The organism is Nostoc sp. TCL240-02 (assembly GCF_013343235.1).
Classification (GTDB): Bacteria; Cyanobacteriota; Cyanobacteriia; order Cyanobacteriales; family Nostocaceae; genus Nostoc.
In genome coordinates this window covers 3,571,856-3,594,651 of the sequence record NZ_CP040094.1, presented here as the reverse complement: position 1 = coordinate 3,594,651, position 22,796 = coordinate 3,571,856, and the positions used below count along the sequence as shown (strand labels likewise).

Below are 22,796 nucleotides of genomic sequence, written 5' to 3'. Positions count from 1 at the left end.
GGAATGGGGAATAAGGCAGGGGAGTAAAGGAGGTAACAAATCATGCCCAATCCCCAATTCCTAATTCCCAATCACTTTATTCTTGACTAGAGAAAAATTTTTTGGAAACCCAACTGATAATACCACTGAGAATTGCACCGCCCATGAGGATGCCGATCGCTGGGTTAAATACGGGTTGCCAAAGTTGATGCCACAAATCTAAACCCAAGTTTACTCCTACAGAATCACCGATCGCAGCGATCGCTAACCAGACAAAGCCAAACAAAACCAAAAAAACATCTGCGACTAAAACTGTGTTTAGCCAATTTAACAATTTATCTTTCATCTACCCTTTTGTCTAATTGCCCAAAATTTTATGACTGCTAACTAAGCGACAGATAAGTTAGAAGTGAGAGTTCTCTACTTGAATTTAACTCCTCACTCCTGTACAGACGCGAGCAATCGCGTCTCTACTCTTAACTTCTCACTCCTCCAACAGCCAATTTTTGACTTTTGTTAAACTTTGCCAATCTGGTTTTCTAGTTAAACCGTCTTCGATACTGCTTTTTATTTCATCGCGCCATTCTTCATTGACAAAAATTAGCTGCTGTGCAATGTCAATATGTTCTCGTAAACCTTTTTGACCTGTTTCCAGCATTGCTAAGGCGAGATTGACCCTAGCCTGTGGGTCTTGTGGATTTAACTTGACAGCCTTCTGTGCAGCTTTGTAAGCCAAGTTGGGCTTGTTATCGAGTAGATACAACCACGCCAAACAGATCCAAGCAGCACTCGTTTTAGGAGCGCGATCGCAAACTTCTTTAAATACAGGGATTAAAGAATCTACTGCCTCTCCTGCTTTATAGCGTTCTAAACCTGTATCAAACAGGGATTCAACTGTTTGAGTCATAGTAAGTTTGTCAATAATCATTAGTTAATAGTCATTAGCCATGATTCAATAGTCATAGGGCAATAGTCAAGAGTTAGAAAACCTTGACTCTTGACTATTGAAGGCGAGTTCAATCAATTTTGGCAAACCTCGCACACGATCGGCTCCTCTTGGCTAAACCCCAAATGACTTGCCACAACCGCAAGTTTGGTTGGCATTAGGGTTAGTAAATTGAAAGCCACCGCCAATCATGGCATCGCTGTAATCGAGCATTAAACCGTAGAGATATAAGAGACTCTTGCGATCGCTGACAATTTTGAAGCCATCATAGTCAAAAACTTCATCCTGCGGGGTGATCTTGCTAGTGTCTTCAAAGTCCATCATGTAAGACATCCCAGAACAGCCACCCTGACGGACTCCTACCCGTAAGCAGAAGTCTGTGCCTTGCTTGTCCCGGAGGGATTTTACCTGGTGCAATGCGGCTTCGCTCAACAGAATTCCGCGTTGTTGAGACTGAATTGCTTGTGTCATCTGCTTTTTTCACTCCTTAATTAGTCTAAGCTTTACCCGATATCGGCTTGTTAATGCCTCTGGGTTTTCCTTGGTGTTTTTGTATTCATTCTAGCGGCTTAGATGTCGTTAAATGCCAAATTGTAAACACTCCGTTAAAAGCAGCCAAAGGTTTTTATTCTAGAATTGAGAGACTCAGTGTGTTTAGAGATTCGGTATTTTTGGAGTTCAAGCATGGCTTGTCCCAGAAGCAACTATCTTTCAGGTACAGCCATAAAAACCTAATCCGAGGCTAGCTATCCCCCAAAGTTTACTTTCAAATTGCTTCTTTTGATTAACTTACTCTATGACAAGTTTTAATCGCTCTACCAGTCGTCGCTTGAAGAAATTAACTCAAATTCCTTCTGTATGGGAGGGCGATCGCCGTCCGTTGTCATCACCAAACCAGCACTCAAACTCTGAGGAAAAGGGAGAATGCATTCTTTGGGTAGATTACTCCCAAGGTGTTGTCCGAGGAATGGATGTAGTAGCCTCAGATGTTGGCCCAGAAGCAATCGTTCGTACCTTAATGCGAGCAATGGAGCATCCCCACAGTCCGGCAAGACCTGCTAGACCCCAAAGAATTGTAGTCAAAGACCGTGAGATCCAATTTTACCTGCGGGGAGTGCTACAAGATTTGGATATTGCCATTGACTACGCACCAGAACTGCCTTTAATTGACGAACTATTTCGCGGATTCGCTGACATCCTCGATAGTCAAACTCCTGACTTACCCCCACAGTATGCACAAATCTTGCGAGAGAAAGCATTTGCAATTTGGCAAGCAGCACCTTGGGAATTTTTGGAAGAACAACAAATTTTGTCAATCGAGATTAATAAGTGGGATGTTGGCACACTCTACGCCTCAGTCATGGGAATGCTGGGAATGGAGTATGGGATTTTGTTTTATCGCTCAGAAGAGTCTTTAAAACAGTTTCGCACCGCAGTTTTACAAGATGAAGACTCAACAGAGCATCTAGAAGAAGCGTTTCTCAAGCAAGATTGCCTCTTTCTTACCTTTGAGAGTGCTGATGAAGACGAAGATGAAGACGATGACGAAGAAAGTGATTTGGCGGATCTGCCATTATCAGAAATTGACCCCACTTTCGGTAATATCCACCCCTTAGAAGGGCTGCGGTCTGTTTTGTATGACGAAGAAGCACTGGTAATCTTCGTTGCGATCGAAAGTCTGATCCGCTTTATTCGTGATCACCGCCGCCATTTGCATGAGGAAATTTTCCCTACCCTCAGCCGTCGTTATCGCATATCTCTGCCGCAGTCGGAAGAATCAACTAAATCTGTGGCTGTGACAGTCTCTACCATGTCGCAGTTAGCAGCAGAATTAGAGGAAATGGCAGGCTTTGGTGACGATGATGAGGAAATTGACAACCTTGACTCCTCAAATTTCCAATCATTGCAAGATGACTTGATACCGGAAGACTCCTTTCTCAGCTTAGGCGTAGTGTCCTGGGAAATGTTGGATCACCTCCGTAAAGGGGTAATTTACCATAAGGCTGGTGAAATCAAACAAGTGGGTGACGGTTTGCCAGTGATTTTAATTCAAACTTCCCGCCCCAAGGCTAAAACTGTAATTGAAAGAATTGAAGCAGCAAGCGGGCTGAGAGCAATTTGCTTTAATCCAGGTGCCGATCCTTTCGATGGCGATCGCTACGATCTAGGTTTATTGCAAACTCAAAATGGTGAACTTTTCCTATTTGGTGAATTTTTAGATGAAGATCCTGTTCATGTAGAAGCTCGAAAAAAATGGAATCAGAGGTGTAAAAATACTAAGGGCTACTGTGGCTTAATCATTGCTAAAGGATTAACAGGAGCTTCTCGTGGCAATCCTCAGTTACGAGACATGATGGCTTTGTTTGAAACGCGATCGCTTTCACCGAAAGATTTAGGTATTGGCACTCTCCAACTCATGCCCCAACTCAAATTAGAATAGTTGCATTCATAGCCGTAATCTGACATTAAGAATTACGGCTATAAGAAATTAAGTTGATATATATTTGATTCGCATATTATCCAGATTCAGCGCTGAGAAGTTAGGGGCATTACTGAGTACTAAACGAACTACAAGATACTTGGCTTTGATGCACCTATTACGTCAAGGCAGAAATTTATCTAACTTTGAAAAGAGGATTAATTTTTCTCCAAGTCTTGTTAATTGAGATGTTAGCTGCATTTCTACAAAGGTTTACTAGTAAATATCCCAGGATGGCAGCTAACTTTACCTAAATTTCATGAAGTATCTATATTCTCATGGTTTTTCAGTAATTTTATTTGAATATTTTTAGTATAAATAAACACTAGTATATTTTTAAGTATTTACGAAGTTGGGTTTAATCAAACTTAGCCGACGCACTTTAATATCAGAATCTTTTTTCTACTACTTTTTGAGCTTAATCATTAAGCAAAAGCTCATATTTATCTCTTTTTCTTTGTAATTTTTTTATAAAGTCTAAAAATGAGTTGTTTTAGTGCCTAAATAAAGTTTATTTAAAGCCCATAAATCATGGCTATAATGAATACACTCAACAAAAACATTGAAGTAAAAAGTTGCTTTTATGCTTACATTTACTAATCAATAGAGGTATGAATGCAAGATTTTTTTAGCAGTAGTTTTTATCTTAGCTTAGATATTAAGAAGCAAGTTTTTTAGCGTATTAATTCGCTAAAAACAATTTTCGCAACCTCGAAATAGGTGAATGCGAGGAATTGAAACAATACTGACTTTCAAACAAATTATATCGCTAGGGGGAAGAGAAAAAATATATAGGATTTCATCATATATTTTCGGGGACTTAGTGTAAAAACATGAAACAAAACTAAAATATTATTATCGTCGACAGTCAAGTAACACCACGTCTATTATTGATTAATTTTTCTGAGTGAAATTACAGGTAATCCTGTTAAAATTTACCAACCAAAAGATTTGGTTTTTTATACCCAGTGAGATGAATCTTATACCCTTGTTTATGACTACAACATTAGCACGGTAAAGTAATCAGTTTTATTGCAGTAAGCAAAAAGCCTTAACTATTTAAGTCGCTCTTAGTTTATTGGTTACAGCAATGGATACAGATGGATGTTTGCTCTAGAGCTATCGCTTATTTGCCTACTTTTAAGTGATTGTTTCCGAGCTGTATATCTCGCCTTAAGCCGCCTGTAAGACACAATTTTAGCCTAACAATGATTCTAAAGCTTTATTTTCATCTGTTATACCAGATGTTCTCACCAAGTAAGTTTGGCAAACTTGGTTAAGATATAAGGTCAAATTATTTCGATATAAAATAATTTTGCAAATCTTGATTGAGTCAACATTAGGTGTCTCAAATTGATTTATAGAAGTTCATTGCCAGGCTTTACTGATGCTGTTAGTAGGGTTATCCTCCTTAGAAGGAACTATGCGCTGTTTTTACTGTCAAAATAGTAACAAATAAAGTGTAGTTTTTTGATTTCTTTAGAAAATTATGAATCCTTTGACAAAACAACAATTTTTAATATTAATGGTATTACTTGTTTCCTGAGACAAATTCTGATAATCTTATCGGTTCCCTCTTTAATTTAGACTCTTTCGACAATCTAGATATACAGCAGATAGCATGATAATGACAAATAAAAAATGGGCCGTTAAACGCATAACAGTTAATCTCGCAACGCAGGAAGCGGAAAAACTAGAAAAATATTGCCAACAAACAGGTAGACCCGCAACCGATGTGATTCGCGAATTGATTAGAAGTTTGCCTGTCTCCGACGATGGCAAAGATGTAAACAAGTAAGAACATACTTTCACTACTTACTAGATAACTGCTTTGCCACCAACAAAATAGCTCTGATACTTTTTTGGGTGCGCCGCAATGGACAATAATTTGTCTAGCTGATACAGGCGCGTTTTGCTCGCGTCTGATCAATTACGGGGACTAAAAGAAGTAATTAAAGAGGTTTTAGTATCGACATTGCTTGCCTTAATATACTGGTAGAGTTGATATTAAGTAGCAAATTCCGACACCAACCCAGTTACAATCTGTAAAGAAACTGAAAAGGAACGACGGAATGCGTGTTGCAATCGTAGGTGCGGGACTTGCTGGACTAGCAACCGCAGTGGATCTAGCTGATGCTGGTTGTGAAATAGAGATTTTTGAGTCTCGTCCGTTTGTGGGTGGTAAAGTAGGCAGTTGGGTTGATGGGGATGGCAACCATCTAGAAATGGGGTTGCATGTATTTTTCGGGTGCTACTACCAACTATTTGACTTGATGAAGAAAGTGGGGGTGTTAGAGAACTTACGCCTCAAGGAACATACCCACACTTTTATTAGTAAAGGGGGGCGCACTGGTGGTTTGGATTTTCGCTTCTTTACAGGTGCGCCTTTCAACGGCTTAAAAGCATTTTTCACGACTTCTCAACTATCGTTGCAGGATAAATTGCAAAATGCGATCGCTTTGGGTACTAGTCCCATAGTTCGCGGATTGGTAGACTTTAACGGGGCGATGAAAACCATCCGTAACTTGGATAAAATTAGCTTTGCCGATTGGTTTCGCAGTCATGGTGGGAGTAATGGCAGCATTAAGCGGTTATGGAACCCTATTGCTTACGCATTGGGATTTATTGATTGCGAAAATATGTCTGCCCGTTGTATGTTAACCATATTCCAGTTATTTGCAGTTAGAACTGAAGCTTCAGTTCTGCGAATGTTGGAAGGTTCTCCATCTGAGTATTTGCACAAGCCCATTCTGGAATATTTAGAAGCCAGAGGCACTAAAGTTTATACGCGTCGGCAAGTACGCGAAATTCAGTTTATAGAGTCAAACGAACAAACCCGCGTCACTGCTATAGCAGTTGCTCAAGGTGATGCAGTGGAAACTATTACTGCTGATGCTTACGTTTTTGCCTGTGATGTTCCAGGAATTCAACGCATCCTACCCCAGGAATGGCGTAAGTGGTCAGAATTTGACAATATTTACAAACTGGATGCAGTACCAGTGGCTACAGTGCAGTTACGCTTCGATGGTTGGGTAACAGAACTCAATGATGGAGAGCAACGTAAACAGCTAAATCACGCGGCTGGAATTGATAATTTACTGTACACAGCCGATGCTGACTTTTCTTGTTTTGCGGATTTAGCGTTGACTAGTCCTGCTGATTATTATCGCCCAGGACAGGGATCTTTGTTACAACTAGTGCTGACACCGGGAGATCCGTTTATTGCACAGAGTAATGAAGCGATCGCACAGCATGTCCTCAAGCAAGTCCATGAACTGTTTCCCTCGTCGCGGGAGCTAAGTATGACTTGGTATAGTGTAGTAAAACTTGCTCAGTCTCTCTACCGAGAAGCGCCAGGTATGGATGCGTATCGTCCCAACCAAAAAACACCAATAGATAATTTCTTCCTTGCAGGGAGTTATACTCAGCAAGATTATATTGACAGTATGGAAGGTGCTACTATTTCTGGACGGCGGGCGGCAAAAGTGATTTTGGAGAGTTTGAAGAAATAACGTAGACACGCAGTGGCTTGCCGCAGGCTACCGCCAAGGACGCATTCGCATAGCGTCTCGTACAGAAGAACGCAAAGGAAGAAGAAGAGATGTCAGATTGGTTAGAGCATACTGTGCAGGTAGAAGTAGAGGCTCCTATAGATTTAGTATGGAGCCTCTGGTCTGATTTGGAGCAAATGCCCCGGTGGATGAAGTGGATTGATTCGGTGAAAATTCCGCCAGATAATCCAGATATATCTCTTTGGAAATTAAAGACCGGCAGTCTAGAATTTAATTGGCAATCCCGAATCCTTAAAGTTATTCCCAACCAAATTATCCAATGGGAATCGGTTGATGGTTTGCCTAATCAAGGAGCGATTCGCTTTTACGATCGCCACAATAGTAGCATTGTTAAAATGAGTATTTCCTATGCTATCCCCGGCATTATTGGCAAAATTATGGATAACTTGTTTTTGGGACGGATAGTTGAATCGACGATTCAAGCTGATTTGGAAAGATTTAAAGAATATGCGCTGAATGTTAAAGCTAATTGATATTGTTCAGCACTAGTTACCACTTACTGAATTGCGTTAACGTACTCTACTTACTGTTGGTTCTGGAAGTGGATCACCTACAGCTTCGTAAGCAATAATTAGAGACTCTAAAGCTTCAATTCCATTTAACACAGCTAACTCATAAGTATCCCCATGAGTCCGCCAACCTTGTCCTGGAAAATCAGGAAATCCGACTAAGAAGCAATCATCTTCATCAGACCATTGAATAATCATTTGGTACTTAAGCTTACTCATCTTTTTCTTTCCCTTCTACTTCCTCAATTGCCTGTCTCACTTCCTTCTCTTGGTAGCGTTTAGCATCTGCTCCGTTTTTGCCTGAAATCGTGATTTTTCCAGTATAGAGGGGATGTACCCAGTTCGTATGACTTCCTTTTCCTGGGACTTCTGTAAAACCTACTTGGGAAAGCATTTGCTTTAGTTCCCGGATTTTCTTTGGCCTTAATTTTCTTAAAAAATGCGATCGCGACAGTAAGAAACAATGGTTCAAATATTCCTTGCTGTCTATCCAAAAAAATCTAATCATTGATTAGATTTTTGTTTGTGCATAGACTTGTTTTACTATACTAGTCCTTGTGAATAACAGGGCTGACATTACCAAGTTGGGTCACTAAACAAATTAATCGTCAATTCCTCACGTGGCGGTACTGCGGTGATACAAGCGCGGATGATCTCTCCATCCTCTAATTCGACGGTGCAAGCGTGACAAGACCCCATTAGACAACCAGTGGGAATAAATACTCCAGCCCGGTCTGCTACATCCAAAATGGCTTCTCCCACTTCGGCATCTACCGTCACATCATCTGGTAAAAAGTGGACACGAACAATCATGAATCTTACACTTTTGATTTGAAATTGATTCGTAAGGGTTGTTATTTGTCATTTGCTTTTTGTCTTTACAAATGACAAATAACCATCTTAACGAAAAAAAGTGCAATTTCTTTTATGCAACTTATATCAATTTGAAACATGATTGTGACAGATGAATTCACTACACCTAGATTTAGAAAGCTATTCTCAATCCAAAATCTAAAATTAAAAATGGTATCAGCTTAAGACAAAAATGGAGTTAAGTCTAAATGGCTTTCTACTTCAGTCGCTAAGGAATCCAAAATCTGCTCTCGCTGTTCTCGGTAGTTAGCAACACCGGTGGGCAAAGATTTTAAACCGCGCTGTTGACGGAGGCGATTTAACCAAGCGCGTCGCCAAGGGCCGTTATCAAAAAGCCCGTGGAGGTAACTTCCCCACACCGATTGACAACTATCTACTAATCCTAAATTAATATCGTCAAATAGGGCATGGTAGGATTGAGGGTCTATTCCTTGCTGCTCGATGCGCGATCGCCCTTGGTGGATTTCAAAACCATTTACTGGCAAGCCCTGTTGCGGATAATTTGAGCTAACTTGGCGCTGGCGGGCAATTTTTTGTCCAGTAATTACAGTTCTGATAGGCAAAAGATTTAACCCCTGAAATCTGCCAGCTTGCCCTTCTATCCCTTCTGGATCGGCGATGATTTGACCGAGCATTTGATAGCCACCGCAGATACCTAAAACGGTTCCACCAGAAGCCGCATAGTGTTGGATTGCTTCTGCCATACCGCTTTTTTGCAGCAGTAGTAAATCAGCAATTGTGGTCTTTGTACCTGGGATAATTACGGCATCAGGATGTCCTAAATCTTGCTTAGGACTTAAGTATTTTACTGAAACTGTGCTTTCTGATTCTAGTGGGTCAAAGTCAGTGAAATTGGCAATTCTGGGTAAGCGGATAACGGCAATGTTGAGGTCTGTTTGGGCTTTACTTGACGACGATTGACGCTCTAGCAAATCCAGGGAGTCTTCGGTCGAAAACACTTCTTGCAAGTAGGGTATAACACCAACAACAGGAATACCTGTACGTTCTTCTAACCATTTTATTCCAGAATCTAAGAGCGATCGCTGTCCTCGAAATTTGTTAATTACTACACCCTTAATTAGAGCGCGTTCATCTGGTTCCAATAACTCTAAGGTTCCTACTACATGGGCAAAAGCACCACCCCGATCGATATCAACTACTAACATCGTTGGCGCATTCAAATATTTTGCCACCCGCATATTAGTTAAATCGCGGTGCCTAAGGTTAATCTCTGCCGGACTACCGGCACCTTCACAAACCAGTAAGTCGAATTCTGTTCCTAAATGCTGTAGCGATTCTTCAATTGTCCGCCACCCCTGTTCAAAATATTGCTCGTAGTAATCTGAGGCACTTACTTTCCCTACAGACCTACCTTTGATAATTACTTGAGAAGTCATATCCCCTTGAGGTTTGAGTAAAATTGGGTTCATTTCTACCCAAGGCACGACTCCCGCAGCCCAAGCTTGCACTGCTTGGGCATAGCCAATTTCTCCACCACTAGCAGTAACATAAGCATTTAAAGCCATATTTTGACCTTTAAAGGGAGCCACCCGCCAGCCACGCCGCGACAGAATGCGACAAATAGCTGTAGTTAAAAGTGATTTCCCTGCGTGGGATGTTGTCCCCACCACCATAATTGATTTCATAGTTGCTATTAGTAGTTTTTCAAGATAGTTGGGAATTGGGAATTGGGAATTGGGGTAAGAGAGAAGGGGAGAATGAATTCCCTCTTTCTCTGGTAAAGTAAGCGAATTTTACCCAAAACACACAGCGTAAGAGGTAAAACGAGAATAAATTACTTCTTTCTCCTTTGCTGCCCTATGCCCCATGCCTTATTCCCAATTCTCACCACATTGTAAAGACTTCATGAACAGATGTGATGTTTCCGTATATATTATTCCCTTTGATTGCGTAATCCTAACTCTTGGGTTTTTTATTCTAAAAGGGTATCCGTAACCAACGAATCACAGCATCGAATAAACGATCGTGCCATGAAGGTGTCCGCCAGTTTTTTCCGTGGTATTGTTCCACTAACTGGCGACCCAAGGGAGTGAGGCGAAAACTATCTGTAATTCCCTGTCCATCGACTTCTCGCCGCAATACACCCACTTGGATTAGCCAGCCCAAGGCGTTATCACAGGCTAATTCTGATAAAGGGCGCTTAGTATAGCCCTGTTTGAGTCCATTTTCCAGAGCGATCGCAGTTACTGAAACACTCTGGTGTTCCATGACTTCAAATAAACATAGATTGAAGGGCGAACACACTAGCGATCGCTCTGCTCTTTCCACTGTGCTTTGAGTATAGACAAAAATATTTTGGTTCTGAGAATCAGCAGCAGCCATTGTGTAGAGGGATAAATTTTCTTCTAAAAAAGATTAATTCAAGAATATATTTTTTTGCATACCGTATAGCTCATTTAACCAAAATTAGTTACCAAAAGTATAGTTATGCTATTTTTTAGTAATTATATTTAATGATTATAAATTAATGTAAAATTTCAAGTGCATCAACAATCTGAAACAGGAAAGGTTAATTATGCCTCTAGCAGTTGGTACGGATGCACCTGCATTTACCGCCAAAGATACAAACGGCAACACAGTATCGTTATCTGATTTTGCCGGTAAGAAGACCGTCGTTTTGTATTTTTACCCTAAAGATGATACGCCAGGTTGCACCAAACAAGCCTGTAGTTTTCGGGATGCCCAATCTCAATATCAAGGTAAAGATGTTGTAATATTGGGAGTCAGTGCTGATGATGAAGTCTCTCATCAAGCATTCACCCAAAAATATAATTTGAATTTTCCCCTACTGGCTGATTCCGACAAATCCTTAATCAAAGCTTTTGATGTGGATGGCGGCGGTTATGCCAAGCGTGTCACTTACGTAATTGACCCTAACGGTAAAATTACTCATGTTGACAGTGCTGTAAATACTACCACCCATGCTAGCGATATTTTAGCTGCACTTGGGCTATAGTTTTTTACCCCAATAACTAAGGATTTTTGAAATAGTCTTAACCCCAAGGCCTAATAATCTGTCAAATTTAAATTGATGGGTAAATAATTTCGTAGTAAGGACTTTAGTCTTTATTTTCTAAGTATTAAAGTACTTACTACAAACCCGCAAAACTAGCTGACAGAGTATTAGGGATTTCCAAGGAATAAATTATTCCAAAAAACGAACCACAGAGACGCAGAGAAGCCAGTGCGTTGCGGGGGTTCCCCCGTTGTAGCACCTGGCGCAACACAGAGAGAGGAGAGATTAAGAGGATTTTTGCGTCAGTTTTGGAATATTTTTATTTGGAAGTCCCTTAGAGGCTTGGGGTTCTTTGTTTGACTTCAGTTACCTGACGGTAATGGCAGTGTAAACGATGGCTGCGTAACCGATGGTGAAGTGGGGGTTGCTGGCTGTGGTTGACCTCCTTGTTGAATTCGTTTTTGTTGACTTGCTTTAAAGGCTGCTGCGGCTGAGTCTAATTGTTCGTTTTTTTGGTTAGAATCCCAGTTGAGAGTACCGAAATTTGCCCGATGAATCAGGTCAAACATGTTGAAATTGTCTGAGTTTGAGCGGGCGAAGGGATCGGTATTTTGGTCTGTTGTACTATTGCTGGGAAAAGCATCTGCTGGGCTGCTGATTTGAGCCAAACTGGGTTGAGATATGAGCAAGGAAGCAAAGCTCACACCTACAACGGTAGCTACAAATAGTCTAGGAATTTGTAAAAATGGTTTTTTCATGGGATTTTGACCCTAAATAAAATTGCTCTATTTTATCTTTTTAAGCAAGAGTTCGCCGCAGTTGGGGTTGAATGCTCAGTAAGGCGACAAGGGCAAAGCCAAATAATACCAGCAACGCCCCCCCAAAGGTAACATTGCCCCAAGGAGCTTGCATTACTACACTACCTAATTCCCAGCTTTTATGGAGATACAGATAGCGAATTGGTTCGATCGCATAACTGAGAGGATTTAGGGTAGCTACAACCTGCAACCACTGAGGCATGAAGGATAGAGGAGCCAAAGCAGTACTAGCAAACAATAATGGCAGGTTGGTGACAAAAATCACTGCAATCAATTCAATGTGTCCGGGTAGGGCGAAAGCTAAACCGAGAGAGATGGCTGTCACACCCAAAGCTAAGAGGAAGACAATGAGAGCGATCGCACTTAAACCAACTGCATCGGGTAGTCCAGCGCCCAAGAACGCCGCCGCCGCTACAATCACGGCTGCTTGCAGCAAACTTTGGCTGATGATGAAGATTGCCGAAGCAAAGACTATAGAAAACCGCGATGCTAACGGTGCTACCAGCAAACGATTCAAAAAGCCGAACTCGCGGTCAAACATTACGGGCAAACCAGCATTCAGCGCTCCGGCAAAGGCGGTAAACACAATGATGCCAGCAGCCAAAAATTGTCCGTAATTTGTTGTATTGCCAAATATACCTTTGGGGGCATTTTGGAACAAAGCACCAAACAGTATCAACCACATAACTGGCTGAATAATTCCGGCAACTAAAGATGAGGGACGGCGTTGCAACTGAATAAACAAGCGACGAGTTAAAGCCAATGTCTCTTGTATCAATTCAGCGAAAAAGTTAGGTGCAGGATTAACATCTGCTTGTGGCAATGTTATCGGCTGCCAATTGATATCAGATTTAGGAGTAACGCTCATAATTTGGGAATTGGGGATTGGGAATTGGGAATTGGGAATTGGGGCTTGGGAATTGGGGATTAGGAATTGGGGATTGGGAATTGGGCATGATTTGTTACCTCCTTTACTCCCCTGCCCCCTGCCCCCTGCTCCCTTCTCCCCTCCCCCATGCCCCTATCTCATAAGCTGCTTTTTCTCAGCTTTAGGATCGCGGGTGGCAACGGCTGCAAGTTCTGCATCCATTAGGGTACGTCCTGTAGCGGCGAGGTAAACGTCATCGAGGCTGGGGCGAGATTGGGCAATGCCAAATATGGGCAATCCAGCAGTATTTAACGCTTGCTGTATGTTAATAAGAACATCGTTTTGAGGTGTCACCACTAAGTTGAGGGAATTACCTTGAGCGCTGTTGATGATGGCTTCTTGCACAAAGGGCAAAGTTTGCAAGAGGTTTTTGGCAATTTCTGCTTCCTCAATGGGGGAAAACTCGCGGATTCGCAAGGTGATGCGATCGCCCCCGACTTGATCTTTTAATTGTGAAGGTGTGCCAGAGGCAATTACCACGCCGCGATCTATAATTGCCACGCGATCTGCTAAAGCATCAATCTCTTCTAAATAATGGCTGGTAATTACTACCGTCGTCCCAGAGGCGCGTAATTTTCTGAGGAAATCCCATACCACAAAGCGGGTTTCTATATCAAGTCCCACAGTTGGCTCATCCAATACCAAAACATCTGGTGCATGGAGCAATCCAGCAGCTAAGTCTAGGCGCTTGCGTAAACCGCCAGAATAGGTTCCTGTCTTTTTATTGGCGTATTCTTGCAAACCGAGTAAATCTAATACTGTCTCAATGCGCTGTTTGGCTACTGCACGTGGCAGATGATAAAGTGCTGCTTGCAATTGCAGCAGTTCTTTTCCAGTTAGCACCTTATCTATAGCTACTTCCTGAGCAACATAGCCTAGTCGTTGTCTTGCCACTCTGGGATTATCTAACACAGAGATGCCAGATACTTCGATTTTGCCAGCATCCGGTGTGGTCAGCGTACACAAGGCACGTAAGGTAGTAGTTTTTCCAGCACCGTTGGGGCCAAGTAAACCAAAGATTTCTCCCGGCTCTACCTGAAAGGAGACATCCTCAACGGCAACCACTGTACCGTAACGTTTTTGCAGATTCTGAATTAAAACGGCGGGAGCCATGACAGCTTTTCCCCAACTATACAAATCTCAATAAAGTCTATCCTTATTGTAGAAGGTAGGGAGCAAGGAAATAGCGCATGAGCGAAAATCTCTAAACAAGTTCGCGTCATGCGCCATGCTGCCAAAAATTTCTGATTATTTTAGACAAGCTGCTTGATTGCGTTTGTAGCGAAATAAACCAAATGCTACAGTAACTAATCCTAAACCTGGAAGATTTGCTGGTTCTGGAACCTGAGTATGGGTGGGAGGCTTAGGCGGAGTGTAGTACTTAGTTGGGACATCTGGTAGATCGCCATTAAACAGATAGTTGTGAGATTCGCCATTTCCTGTCAAAGAAGCTACTACTACGTTGCCGTTAACTTGACCATTATTGAAATTGAAATTAGCCAAAGGAGCAAGAATACTACCTAGTATGCTAATCCCACTGGCATTTATGTTTGTCGCTTCATAGAAGTTGTAAATCACCTTTTGTTTATCTGTGCCCAGGATATTGAAAGCAAAGTTTTGTAGCGACACATCCTTACCGCTGATATTGACAACAATAGTCGAATTTGCGTCCCCCTTAATTTCAAAATAGTTTGTCTTGGAGACATCTGAGCCAGCAAGATTAAAAACATTGAAGGCAGTACCACTACCACTAAGGTTAATAGCCCCCCAAGATTGAACTGTTGTTTTACCAGTAGGAGTTAAGGTTGCCAAATATTGAGATAGCCCTCGCAGTTCTTTCCCTGCTTCATTGAAGTCAATGGGGTTAGCTTTGGTAAGAGTTCCTTGGGGAAATCCCACATTGCTAGACACATTGGCGCTGCCTCCATAGACAGCGTTACCGTGGTAAACTTGACCGTTGCTTAGAGTTAAGTTTTGTCCAGCTACTACTACGTTGCCGCTATTGCCAGAAAGTCTGCTTCCAAGTCCGCCGACGAAATTAACGTTACCACCAGCAGCAAGTTTTCCTTCAATATCTGTATATTTTTGAGTGATATCTCCCAAAACAAATACATTGTAATCAGAGGCAGCGCCTAATTCAACTGCATTCGCTCTAGCCGAGAAACTCAGCGCTAAAGTGACTACAATCGGGGCTGCTACTAATCCCCAAACATAATAGATTTTTGATTTCATTTTTTGGTTTATTAATCATCAATATGATCCTATAGAGATAAATCAAAGATGACATTAGTCTGCTAGCTATTTTCATAGAAGTTTCATAGCTGTAAAATTACTGTGTATTTTTGCTTAAAACTTCTTTATAAGCATATTTACTGTTGACGCATTAATTAAAAATTAATCAACAATAATTTAGGAGTTTGGATGTTACTTTAAAACTTTTAAGCTTTTGAAGCTAGTGTCAGTGCAACCACTAATAAATCCCCCCATGACTTGGATTTTTTGTAAGTAATCAAGTACTGGTTTAGTAATGATTTCTCCCGGCATTAACACAGGAATTCCTGGGGGATAGGGACAGACGATTTCGGCACAGATGCGATCGCTTGTTTGTGCTAAAGGCAATGTTTCACTGATGGCAAAAAAGGCTTCACGGGGAGAAAAATGTAAAGTATGAGCCTGTGTAGTTAAAAGATTTTGCCCATCAGGATTGGTAAGAGTCAAGTTGTTTCGGCGATATTCTTTGGCAAGAGTGGTAAAACCTTGCACTAATTGCTCAATATCGGCTGTAGTGTTGCCCAAACTAATGATCAAGGTGAGGTGTTGCAGTGAGGCGAATTCAGCAGTGACAGCAAATTTTTCATCCAGAATTTCCTCTGCTTCAAATCCGGTTAAGCCTAAACCAGAAACGGTTACTGTTAATCGCGTTTCGTCTAAAGCCACAAAATCGGGAGATCCCCCCAACCCCCCTTGATAAGGAGGGGGGCTAAGAATCTGTAAGACAGATAATCCAGGAATTTGACTTATTTTTGTTCTCGCTTCATTGGCAAGTTGCAAAGTGCGAGACATCAGCTTTTTTCCGTGGAGTACCATTTGCTGACGGGCTGCATCTAAAGAAGCTAAAAGTAAATAGCTAGGACTGGTAGATTGTACAAGTTGCAAAGCTTTACTAATGCGATCGCAATCTATCCTGTTACCTTGAATATGCAGCATCGATGCCTGTGTCATTGCACCGAGTACTTTGTGGATGGATTGTACAGTTAAATCAGCACCTGCGGTTAAAGCTGGAGTGGGTAATTCTGGATGAAAGGCAAAGTGTGCGCCGTGTGCCTCATCTACAAGTAAAGGGATATTGTATTGATGGGTGATATTGGCGATCGCACTCAAATCTCCACAAACGCCGTAATATGTTGGATAAACTGTCAACACTGCTTTAGCGTCAGGATGTTGTTGGAGTGCAGACTGTACAGCATTGGGCGTGATGCTGTGAGCAATATCTAAAACTGGATCGTATTCAGGATTGAGAAAAATGGGTATTGCACCAGAGAGAATTAAACCTGCGATCGCCGAAGAATGCACATTGCGAGGCAGAATAATTTTATCGCCTGTGCCACAGATAGCGAGAATTGCTGCTTCAATCCCACAGGTAGAACCATTGACAAGGAACCATGTTTGCGAAGCGCCAAATGCTTCAGCCGCAAGTTGTTGCGCTTCTTGAATAACTCCTTGGGGCGCAAAGAGATTATCTAAATCTGCTAATTCGGTTAAATCAGCGCGAAAGACAGCTTTGCCAAGTAAGTCAGCTAAGGGTTGAGAAATTCCCTTACCTAGTTTATGTCCTGGGGTGTAAAAAGGTGCATGAGGTCTTGCTGCATTGGCTTTTAAGGCATCTAATAAAGGTGTTTGATTTTGATTGAGCATTTAATAATTCGTAATTGAAGGTAGAAGAAAGGTAAATTTATTAGTGTACAGAAATAAATTATTCCTAATGCACAGCTTGGGGTGATAATTACAAATTATGAATTACGAATGATTTACATGAGGCCTTATCATCAAATCCCAATTTTTGAGTGTGGTGAACCGCTAATAGCGATTCCTTTAGAATTGTTTGCAGTGGAATCTCCCCATCCTTATGAAAAATTAGGTGCGCCTTATGGCGAACATTCCCCTTATTATCTGCGTCAAAGCGTTATTGAAAATTTAATCCAAGCGCAAAATTATCTTGATGTTCTGCATCCTCACTGGCGTATCCAAATTTTTGATGCTTATCGCCCGATCGCAGTTCAGCAGTTTATGGTAGATTACAGCTTCACTCAAGCAGTGCAGGATAGGGGATTAACTAACGTGGAGTTATCCCCAAACCAACGTCAAGAAGTTTGGGAAGCGGTTTATGCAATTTGGGCTGCACCGAGTTTGGATGAAAAAACTCCGCCTCCTCACAGTACGGGTGCGGCGGTGGATGTGACACTAGTAGATGATACTGGGCAAATAGTAAATATGGGTTCGCCGATTGATGAAATGTCAGAGCGATCGCATCCCGATTATTATGCCAATAATGACGACCCAGAAGCACAAAACTATCAGGCTCACCGCCAGCTATTGCAAGATGTAATGTTAAAAGCAGGGTTTCAACGCAATCCCAGAGAGTGGTGGCATTTTTCTGTTGGCGATCAAATGTGGGCTTGGCTGAATAATCAATCTAATCCAGCCAATCCTGCCACGGCACGTTATGGCCGTATTGCATAGATGCGTTATGCATCTTGAGGATTTAACTCTTTTAACTCGTCGGTAGTGTAAGTACCAATAGGAGTCCAAATTAGATAAGGAAGGAGTAACAGCGCCGCCATTAGAGAAATCGGCAAAACGCAGATTGCAAGGACAACACCTGAAATCAAACCAACTAGCCCAAGAATTTCCCCAGCTTTGAGACTGCGAAACCTCAGCATTATAGGTATGTAGGCAACGGTAATAATTTCCACCAAAAGGTAAAAAGCCATTATTAACCAAGTAATTGGGCTTCCGGGATTTTTTTCCCAGACAATATAAGCTGAAGTTGCACCGCAAATAAAAATCACAGTCCAGATGATCGGAATCAATGGCTCAAAAACTAGCCAGCGAGGGCGACTTAAGTTTGCAAACCATTTAACATCACGTGGCGTAATCAAGAAACTTCCAAGGGCGATGAAGAAAGTTACAGCCCCAATTATTATCCAAGATGGAATCATAATTACCTTTTGCTTTGTGTATTTTGTCAAGTCATACACTGCAAGTTTGACAATTTAGAGAATATGTTGAATCATTCGTTGGTGCGAATCTTAGGCATCTTGAGGATTGAGAGCGGTCATCTGCCAAGTGGTATAAGTACCAATGGGACTCCACAGGATATAAGGAACTAGTAGCAATGCTGCCCAACCAGAAATACTTAAGACTGCAAGTATTAAGAAAGCACAAATGATAAAACCTGTGCCACCAAGAATTGTTCCCACTTTTAGACTGCGAAGCCTAAACATTACAGGCGTATAGGCGATAGTAATTATTTCTAACAGTAGATATAAACCCATGATTAACCAGGTTGAGGTGCTTCCTGGATCTTTTTCCCAGATAATATAAGCCGACCAAGCACCGCAAATAAATATTACAGTCCAGATAATTGGAATCGCACCCTCAAAAGTTAGCCATCTTGGTCGTTGTAAGCGCTTGAACCATTGGCGATCGCTAGGCGTAATCACGTTAGCGGCTAAAGCAACCAAGAAAGCCACGCCCCCAATCACCATCCAAGATTTAATCATGCCCGTTAGTCCTTTGCAAGCGCTATCTATCGCTTAATATCACTCTTTATAGTGTAATTTTGTCAATTTAATTGCTAATTCTTCATCGTCCCTGAGTTTGAAACCTTTACATCGTTTGGCAGGATTTTAAATTATGGGCATCGCGAAGAGGCAGGGGGTAGGGAGCAGAAGGGGAGATGAGGGGGACAAGGAGGACAAGGGGGATAAAGGGAGAATTATTCAACAAGTCTCTCCCAAGTCTCCCCCCTCTTCCTTGTCCCCCTTATCTCTTCTCTCTTATCGATGCCCAATTCCCAATGCCCCATGCCCATTAAGATTTTATTCCCCAAGATTTTGAGGTGATTATGTCTAGGGGTGGGGGTATGAGGCGAACTGAGGAAATATTCTTGGCAATAGGGGCATAAGGCAATTAAATTTAATGGTAATTTATATGCAAACTGAATCAGAAGCGCGATCGCTACCACCAGAAACACGAGGAATCGGTAATACTATTCGTCTTACAGGCTGGATTACTTTCTGGGCACAATTGTCAATTGGAGTGGTTTCTGTCTTAGCTTTGTTGTTTGCTTTGACTGGTCGTGAATTTGTTCAGCAACAGAATGCTGGTCTTGGAATTGGCATATTTTGGGCTGTCTGCGGAATTGTACTATTGTTATTCAGTCTCTATTGGAACTTTCGTTACACTCACATAGGCAAAGCTTTAGAAAATTCCAATCCAGCTTTGCATCCCAGTAAGCCAAATACAACTAAAATCCTCCGACTGGGGATAATTGTGGGTTTAGTAGGAATATTATTAACTCTCTTAGGTGCTGGTTCAACCGTGTTCGTGCTAGTGGCAAAATCTATATCCCAACCTCCAGGAGTAGCAATCACCAATCCCTACAACATTATTCGACCGATGGATGTTTTTGTGGTTGTGGCAGACATCACTGGGATTGCTGCTCACTTTGTAGGCACTGTTGCTTCGTTATGGTTACTGGAGCGAGTGCATCAACATTAATACCACTACACTTAATTGGTCAGATGAGTCTTTGATACTCGTGAACGAGTCTTGGAAATGTGTTCATCTACCTCAGATACTTGTGAATAAGCCTTTGAACCTGTGAGCATCTAACCTAAAAATGATAAGTTTAAACTGACTTCTAGCATATCTTTAGGTTAATTCTAATTATTCTAACTTTTACCTAAAGATTCAGTTTCAAAGCAGATTCTTATTACTTATGACAGTTACTTTAAATCATCCTGATGAGTGAAAGTATATATACTTAGTAATTGAGGTTCAAAGCATGGACTCAAGAGGTAAGGTTCAAACTGTGGACTCGTCCTGGTCTCTTCCATTGCCGTTGAAAGAGTATGCAATGAGCCGAGTAACTGTCTACTTTTATAGCGACAGATGGGTTCCAATTAAATATTGTTCTTTGGAAAAGGCAATTTTGCTTCACCAAAAGGCAAATTTAGAAGGCAAGGAAATTTTACTATTTCCAGATAGTCTAGACCCTAATCAATTCTCAAACTCTTTTTAACTAAAATCGATTAAGGTAAGACCATTTTTCAGAAATTTTGGCAACAAATGAATCGGCTAGAGAGGCGTACATATATATGTACGTCTCTACTTATAGATGAGACTAAAAATTGTGGCGATTGTTATAACTCAAAAATAACAGGCACCAAAGTTATTCAGGTAATATTGTTTACGTTAAAGAGCGATGTCTACGATGGTCACTGAGTAAAATCGTAAAGCCTGCGGCATAGCTACGCTTAGAGGGAAGCATTTCGTAGAGAAGTGCGGGCTACGCCTACGGTTGAAAAAACAGGTTATCAAAGAATTACGTAGGCTTTGTTATCTTACCGATGGGTTTTTGTTTGCTGCTGATGATTTTTCTCTAACCATTTTCGCCATTCTTCGGGGCTTGTGGGGCAGAAAGTGAGAAATTCATTGTTAAGTTTCGATACACTAGTAATCTTACCTTTTGCTGAGGTTTGTCTCTGTATTTTGCTGCATTTGCTTTATATTCAATCAAACCAACCCAGAACGCAGTGCCACAACTGCTGCTTGCACGCGATCGTCTACTGCTAATTTATTCATAATCCCTCGGACGTGAGTTTTGATAGTGTTGGGACTTAGATAAAGTTTTTCGGCAATCTCCGGGTTACTCAAGCCGTCTACCATAAGTTTCAACACTTCTAACTCGCGTCCAGATAAGTTGGCATTGTTACTGGTAGGTGTAGGCGGTTTGAGATTATCAATTACTCGCCGCGCAATTTGGGGATCGAGATAGGCTGCACCATCAACTGCGGCTGCGATCGCACTTAACAATCGTTCCACACTTGCACCTTTAATACAATACGCATCTGCACCACTAGATAGCGCTGCAATAATTTCTGTCTCCGTTTGATGAGATGTCAGCATCACCACATGAGTTGCTGGCAAAGCCGCCTTAATTTGCTGTGTCGCTGCAATGCCATCCAATCGCGGCAAGCCAATATCCATAACCACTAAATCAGGTTTGAGTTGCAGTGCTGCTTGAACTCCTAAATAACCATCTTCTGCTTGTCCAACTATCTCCAACTGAGGATGAGCCATTAACGATTGCTCTAATCCCAGTTGCATCATCGGATCGTCTTCGACAATTAACACGCGCAACGGCGGAGCATTGGCTGGTAAATTTAAGGGATAGCGAATATCTAAAGACATTATTTATTTATTAAGAGTCATTAGTCCTTTGTCATTAGTCATTAGTCATTTATCCTTTGCCTTTTTAACCAATACAACTCTTGGAGAGGCTGTGCCCTAAGCGTAGCTATGCCGCAGGCTTTACGACTACGCGGTAGTTGAATCTCAACTTCGCTCGATTTCCGCGCAGTCGAAACTCAGTACAAGTGACCAATGACTAATGACCAATGACTAATTTATTCTTCCACGCGATAGCCTAACTCTGCTAAACTAATTCGCGACTGTCGCCATTTTGGTTGAACTTTGACAAACAATTCGAGGTAAACTTTGCCAGCGATTAACTTTTGGATTTGTTCGCGGGCTTCACTACCAATTGCTTTAAGCATCGCTCCGCCTTTGCCAATGAGTATGCCTTTTTGAGAATCACGCTCAACGTTGATGGTAGCAAGCACACGAGTAATGCTGGGAGTTTCTTCTACTAGGTCAATGGCGATCGCTACTGAATGGGGTACTTCTTCACGAGTCAATAATAAAATTTGTTCTCGGATTAATTCACCCATAATAAAGCGTTCTGGCTGGTCAGTTACCAAGTCTGGCGGGTAATATAACGGCCCAATTTCTAAATGTTCAATTAATAATTCTTGAAGTTGCGGTAATCCTACACTCGTCTTGGCAGAAAATTTCACAATTTCCCATTCATGGGACTGGGCCATTTGGGCGTAACTATCATCTAGAAACTGAGAATCGGGTGGTTGTTGGTCGGTTTTGTTCAAGCCCAAAATCACTGGTGTTTTGCTGCGACTGAGCAATTCGGCAATATAGCGATCGCCCGATCCACAAGCGACTGCTCCATCTACCACAAATAGGACTACATCTACCGATTCAATGGCAATTTTGGCATTTTGCACCAATACTTCGCCCAATTGATGATGGGGCTTATGAATTCCTGGCGTATCTACAAATATTAACTGCGCCTCTGGTGTAGTTAAAATGCCCCGCAAGCGGTTACGTGTAGTTTGCGCTATTGGTGAAGTAATGGCTATTTTTTGCCCTACTAATTGATTCATCAAAGTAGATTTACCGACATTCGGACGACCAACAATGCCGATAAAACCTGATTTAAAATCAGGAGGAGCCTGTGGGATTGTTACTTCTCCTGAAAAAGAGAAGTTGTAATTATCAATACTAGTCACCTTTGGCTCCACCCTCATATTTTACAGCTGGGATAACTTGGTTTTTTCTTAGACACAAAACAAGC

24 protein-coding genes are annotated in these 22,796 nt (G+C 41.6%); 7 read left to right on the top strand and 17 right to left on the bottom strand.

Going from position 1 to position 22,796, the window contains the following annotated elements; genetic code table 11:
• Window positions 1–76: 76 nt before the first annotated feature.
• The 3 genes from FBB35_RS15465 to FBB35_RS15455 form a co-directional block, all read right to left on the bottom strand.
• Window positions 77–325, bottom strand: coding sequence for a hypothetical protein (locus tag FBB35_RS15465; protein ID WP_174710396.1), 249 nt, complete (start codon window positions 323–325; stop codon window positions 77–79).
• Between the two features lie 138 nt (window positions 326–463).
• Window positions 464–886, bottom strand: coding sequence for a M48 family metallopeptidase (locus tag FBB35_RS15460; protein ID WP_114084750.1), 423 nt, complete (start codon window positions 884–886; stop codon window positions 464–466).
• A gap of 153 nt (window positions 887–1,039) precedes the next feature.
• On the bottom strand, window positions 1,040–1,396 hold the full coding sequence (locus tag FBB35_RS15455; protein ID WP_012407303.1) for an iron-sulfur cluster assembly accessory protein: 357 nt from the start codon (window positions 1,394–1,396) through the stop codon (window positions 1,040–1,042).
• A gap of 325 nt (window positions 1,397–1,721) precedes the next feature.
• Here FBB35_RS15455 and FBB35_RS15450 point away from each other — a divergent pair, with 325 nt between their 5' ends.
• The 4 genes from FBB35_RS15450 (at window position 1,722) to FBB35_RS15435 (ending at window position 7,449) form a co-directional block, all read left to right on the top strand.
• Window positions 1,722–3,365 carry a hypothetical protein gene (locus FBB35_RS15450; protein ID WP_174710395.1) on the top strand — a complete coding sequence of 548 codons (1,644 nt, stop codon included), beginning with the start codon at window positions 1,722–1,724 and terminating at the stop codon, window positions 3,363–3,365.
• Window positions 3,366–5,025: 1,660 nt separating this feature from the next.
• A complete protein-coding gene (locus tag FBB35_RS15445) occupies window positions 5,026–5,202 on the top strand; it encodes a CopG family transcriptional regulator (protein WP_174710394.1) in 177 nt (58 codons plus the stop codon).
• A gap of 274 nt (window positions 5,203–5,476) precedes the next feature.
• Window positions 5,477–6,916: a 9,9'-di-cis-zeta-carotene desaturase gene (zds, locus tag FBB35_RS15440; RefSeq protein ID WP_174710393.1), complete on the top strand. Its 1,440-nt coding sequence runs from the start codon at window positions 5,477–5,479 to the stop codon at window positions 6,914–6,916.
• Between the two features lie 89 nt (window positions 6,917–7,005).
• Entirely contained in the window at window positions 7,006–7,449 is a 444-nt protein-coding gene (locus FBB35_RS15435) for an SRPBCC family protein (protein WP_174710392.1), read from the top strand.
• Between the two features lie 36 nt (window positions 7,450–7,485).
• On the opposite strand, the gene FBB35_RS15430 is transcribed toward FBB35_RS15435, so the two are convergent.
• From FBB35_RS15430 to FBB35_RS15410, 5 genes are all read right to left on the bottom strand, one after another.
• Window positions 7,486–7,704, bottom strand: coding sequence for a type II toxin-antitoxin system HicB family antitoxin (locus FBB35_RS15430; protein WP_174710391.1), 219 nt, complete (start codon window positions 7,702–7,704; stop codon window positions 7,486–7,488).
• Window positions 7,697–7,897, bottom strand: a complete 201-nt coding sequence (locus FBB35_RS15425; protein ID WP_302480987.1) for a type II toxin-antitoxin system HicA family toxin — start codon at window positions 7,895–7,897, stop codon at window positions 7,697–7,699. Before FBB35_RS15425 ends, FBB35_RS15430 begins: the two co-directional genes overlap by 8 nt.
• Window positions 7,898–8,061: 164 nt before the next feature.
• Window positions 8,062–8,298: a 2Fe-2S iron-sulfur cluster-binding protein gene (locus FBB35_RS15420; RefSeq protein ID WP_163938429.1), complete on the bottom strand. Its 237-nt coding sequence runs from the start codon at window positions 8,296–8,298 to the stop codon at window positions 8,062–8,064.
• A 221-nt stretch (window positions 8,299–8,519) separates the two neighbouring features.
• Window positions 8,520–10,004, bottom strand: coding sequence for a cobyric acid synthase CobQ (gene cobQ, locus FBB35_RS15415; protein ID WP_174710390.1), 1,485 nt, complete (start codon window positions 10,002–10,004; stop codon window positions 8,520–8,522).
• 292 nt (window positions 10,005–10,296) lie between these two features.
• Window positions 10,297–10,701 carry an Npun_F0494 family protein gene (locus FBB35_RS15410; RefSeq protein WP_174710389.1) on the bottom strand — a complete coding sequence of 135 codons (405 nt, stop codon included), beginning with the start codon at window positions 10,699–10,701 and terminating at the stop codon, window positions 10,297–10,299.
• Between the two features lie 193 nt (window positions 10,702–10,894).
• On the opposite strand from FBB35_RS15410, the gene FBB35_RS15405 reads away from it, so the two are divergent.
• Window positions 10,895–11,335: a peroxiredoxin gene (locus FBB35_RS15405; RefSeq protein WP_174710388.1), complete on the top strand. Its 441-nt coding sequence runs from the start codon at window positions 10,895–10,897 to the stop codon at window positions 11,333–11,335.
• 362 nt (window positions 11,336–11,697) lie between these two features.
• Here the strand turns inward: FBB35_RS15405 and FBB35_RS15400 are convergent, their stop codons facing one another.
• The 5 genes from FBB35_RS15400 to FBB35_RS15380 form a co-directional block, all read right to left on the bottom strand.
• Window positions 11,698–12,093 carry a hypothetical protein gene (locus FBB35_RS15400; RefSeq protein ID WP_174710387.1) on the bottom strand — a complete coding sequence of 132 codons (396 nt, stop codon included), beginning with the start codon at window positions 12,091–12,093 and terminating at the stop codon, window positions 11,698–11,700.
• A 40-nt stretch (window positions 12,094–12,133) separates the two neighbouring features.
• Window positions 12,134–13,021: an ABC transporter permease gene (locus FBB35_RS15395; protein WP_174710386.1), complete on the bottom strand. Its 888-nt coding sequence runs from the start codon at window positions 13,019–13,021 to the stop codon at window positions 12,134–12,136.
• 153 nt (window positions 13,022–13,174) lie between these two features.
• Window positions 13,175–14,194, bottom strand: a complete 1,020-nt coding sequence (locus tag FBB35_RS15390; RefSeq protein ID WP_174710385.1) for an ABC transporter ATP-binding protein — start codon at window positions 14,192–14,194, stop codon at window positions 13,175–13,177.
• A 135-nt stretch (window positions 14,195–14,329) separates the two neighbouring features.
• On the bottom strand, window positions 14,330–15,313 hold the full coding sequence (locus FBB35_RS15385) for a choice-of-anchor A family protein (protein WP_174710384.1): 984 nt from the start codon (window positions 15,311–15,313) through the stop codon (window positions 14,330–14,332).
• Window positions 15,314–15,505: 192 nt separating this feature from the next.
• Window positions 15,506–16,996, bottom strand: a complete 1,491-nt coding sequence (locus FBB35_RS15380; RefSeq protein ID WP_174710383.1) for an aminotransferase class I/II-fold pyridoxal phosphate-dependent enzyme — start codon at window positions 16,994–16,996, stop codon at window positions 15,506–15,508.
• A 117-nt stretch (window positions 16,997–17,113) separates the two neighbouring features.
• Here FBB35_RS15380 and FBB35_RS15375 point away from each other — a divergent pair, with 117 nt between their 5' ends.
• Entirely contained in the window at window positions 17,114–17,821 is a 708-nt protein-coding gene (locus tag FBB35_RS15375) for a M15 family metallopeptidase (RefSeq protein ID WP_174713653.1), read from the top strand.
• A 5-nt stretch (window positions 17,822–17,826) separates the two neighbouring features.
• On the opposite strand, the gene FBB35_RS15370 is transcribed toward FBB35_RS15375, so the two are convergent.
• Together FBB35_RS15370 and FBB35_RS15365 are read right to left on the bottom strand one after the other, a co-directional pair.
• Window positions 17,827–18,300, bottom strand: a complete 474-nt coding sequence (locus FBB35_RS15370; protein ID WP_174710382.1) for a TspO/MBR family protein — start codon at window positions 18,298–18,300, stop codon at window positions 17,827–17,829.
• A gap of 90 nt (window positions 18,301–18,390) precedes the next feature.
• Window positions 18,391–18,864, bottom strand: coding sequence for a TspO/MBR family protein (locus tag FBB35_RS15365; protein WP_174710381.1), 474 nt, complete (start codon window positions 18,862–18,864; stop codon window positions 18,391–18,393).
• A 430-nt stretch (window positions 18,865–19,294) separates the two neighbouring features.
• Here FBB35_RS15365 and FBB35_RS15360 point away from each other — a divergent pair, with 430 nt between their 5' ends.
• Window positions 19,295–19,864, top strand: coding sequence for a DUF3611 family protein (locus FBB35_RS15360; protein ID WP_174710380.1), 570 nt, complete (start codon window positions 19,295–19,297; stop codon window positions 19,862–19,864).
• A gap of 1,017 nt (window positions 19,865–20,881) precedes the next feature.
• On the opposite strand, the gene FBB35_RS15355 is transcribed toward FBB35_RS15360, so the two are convergent.
• Both FBB35_RS15355 and era read right to left on the bottom strand, forming a co-directional pair.
• The gene (locus FBB35_RS15355; protein ID WP_174710379.1) at window positions 20,882–21,559 is read right to left on the bottom strand and encodes a response regulator transcription factor; all 678 of its coding nucleotides are present in this window, start codon (window positions 21,557–21,559) and stop codon (window positions 20,882–20,884) included.
• A 215-nt stretch (window positions 21,560–21,774) separates the two neighbouring features.
• On the bottom strand, window positions 21,775–22,749 hold the full coding sequence (era, locus tag FBB35_RS15350; protein ID WP_174710378.1) for a GTPase Era: 975 nt from the start codon (window positions 22,747–22,749) through the stop codon (window positions 21,775–21,777).
• Window positions 22,750–22,796 lie beyond the last annotated feature (47 nt).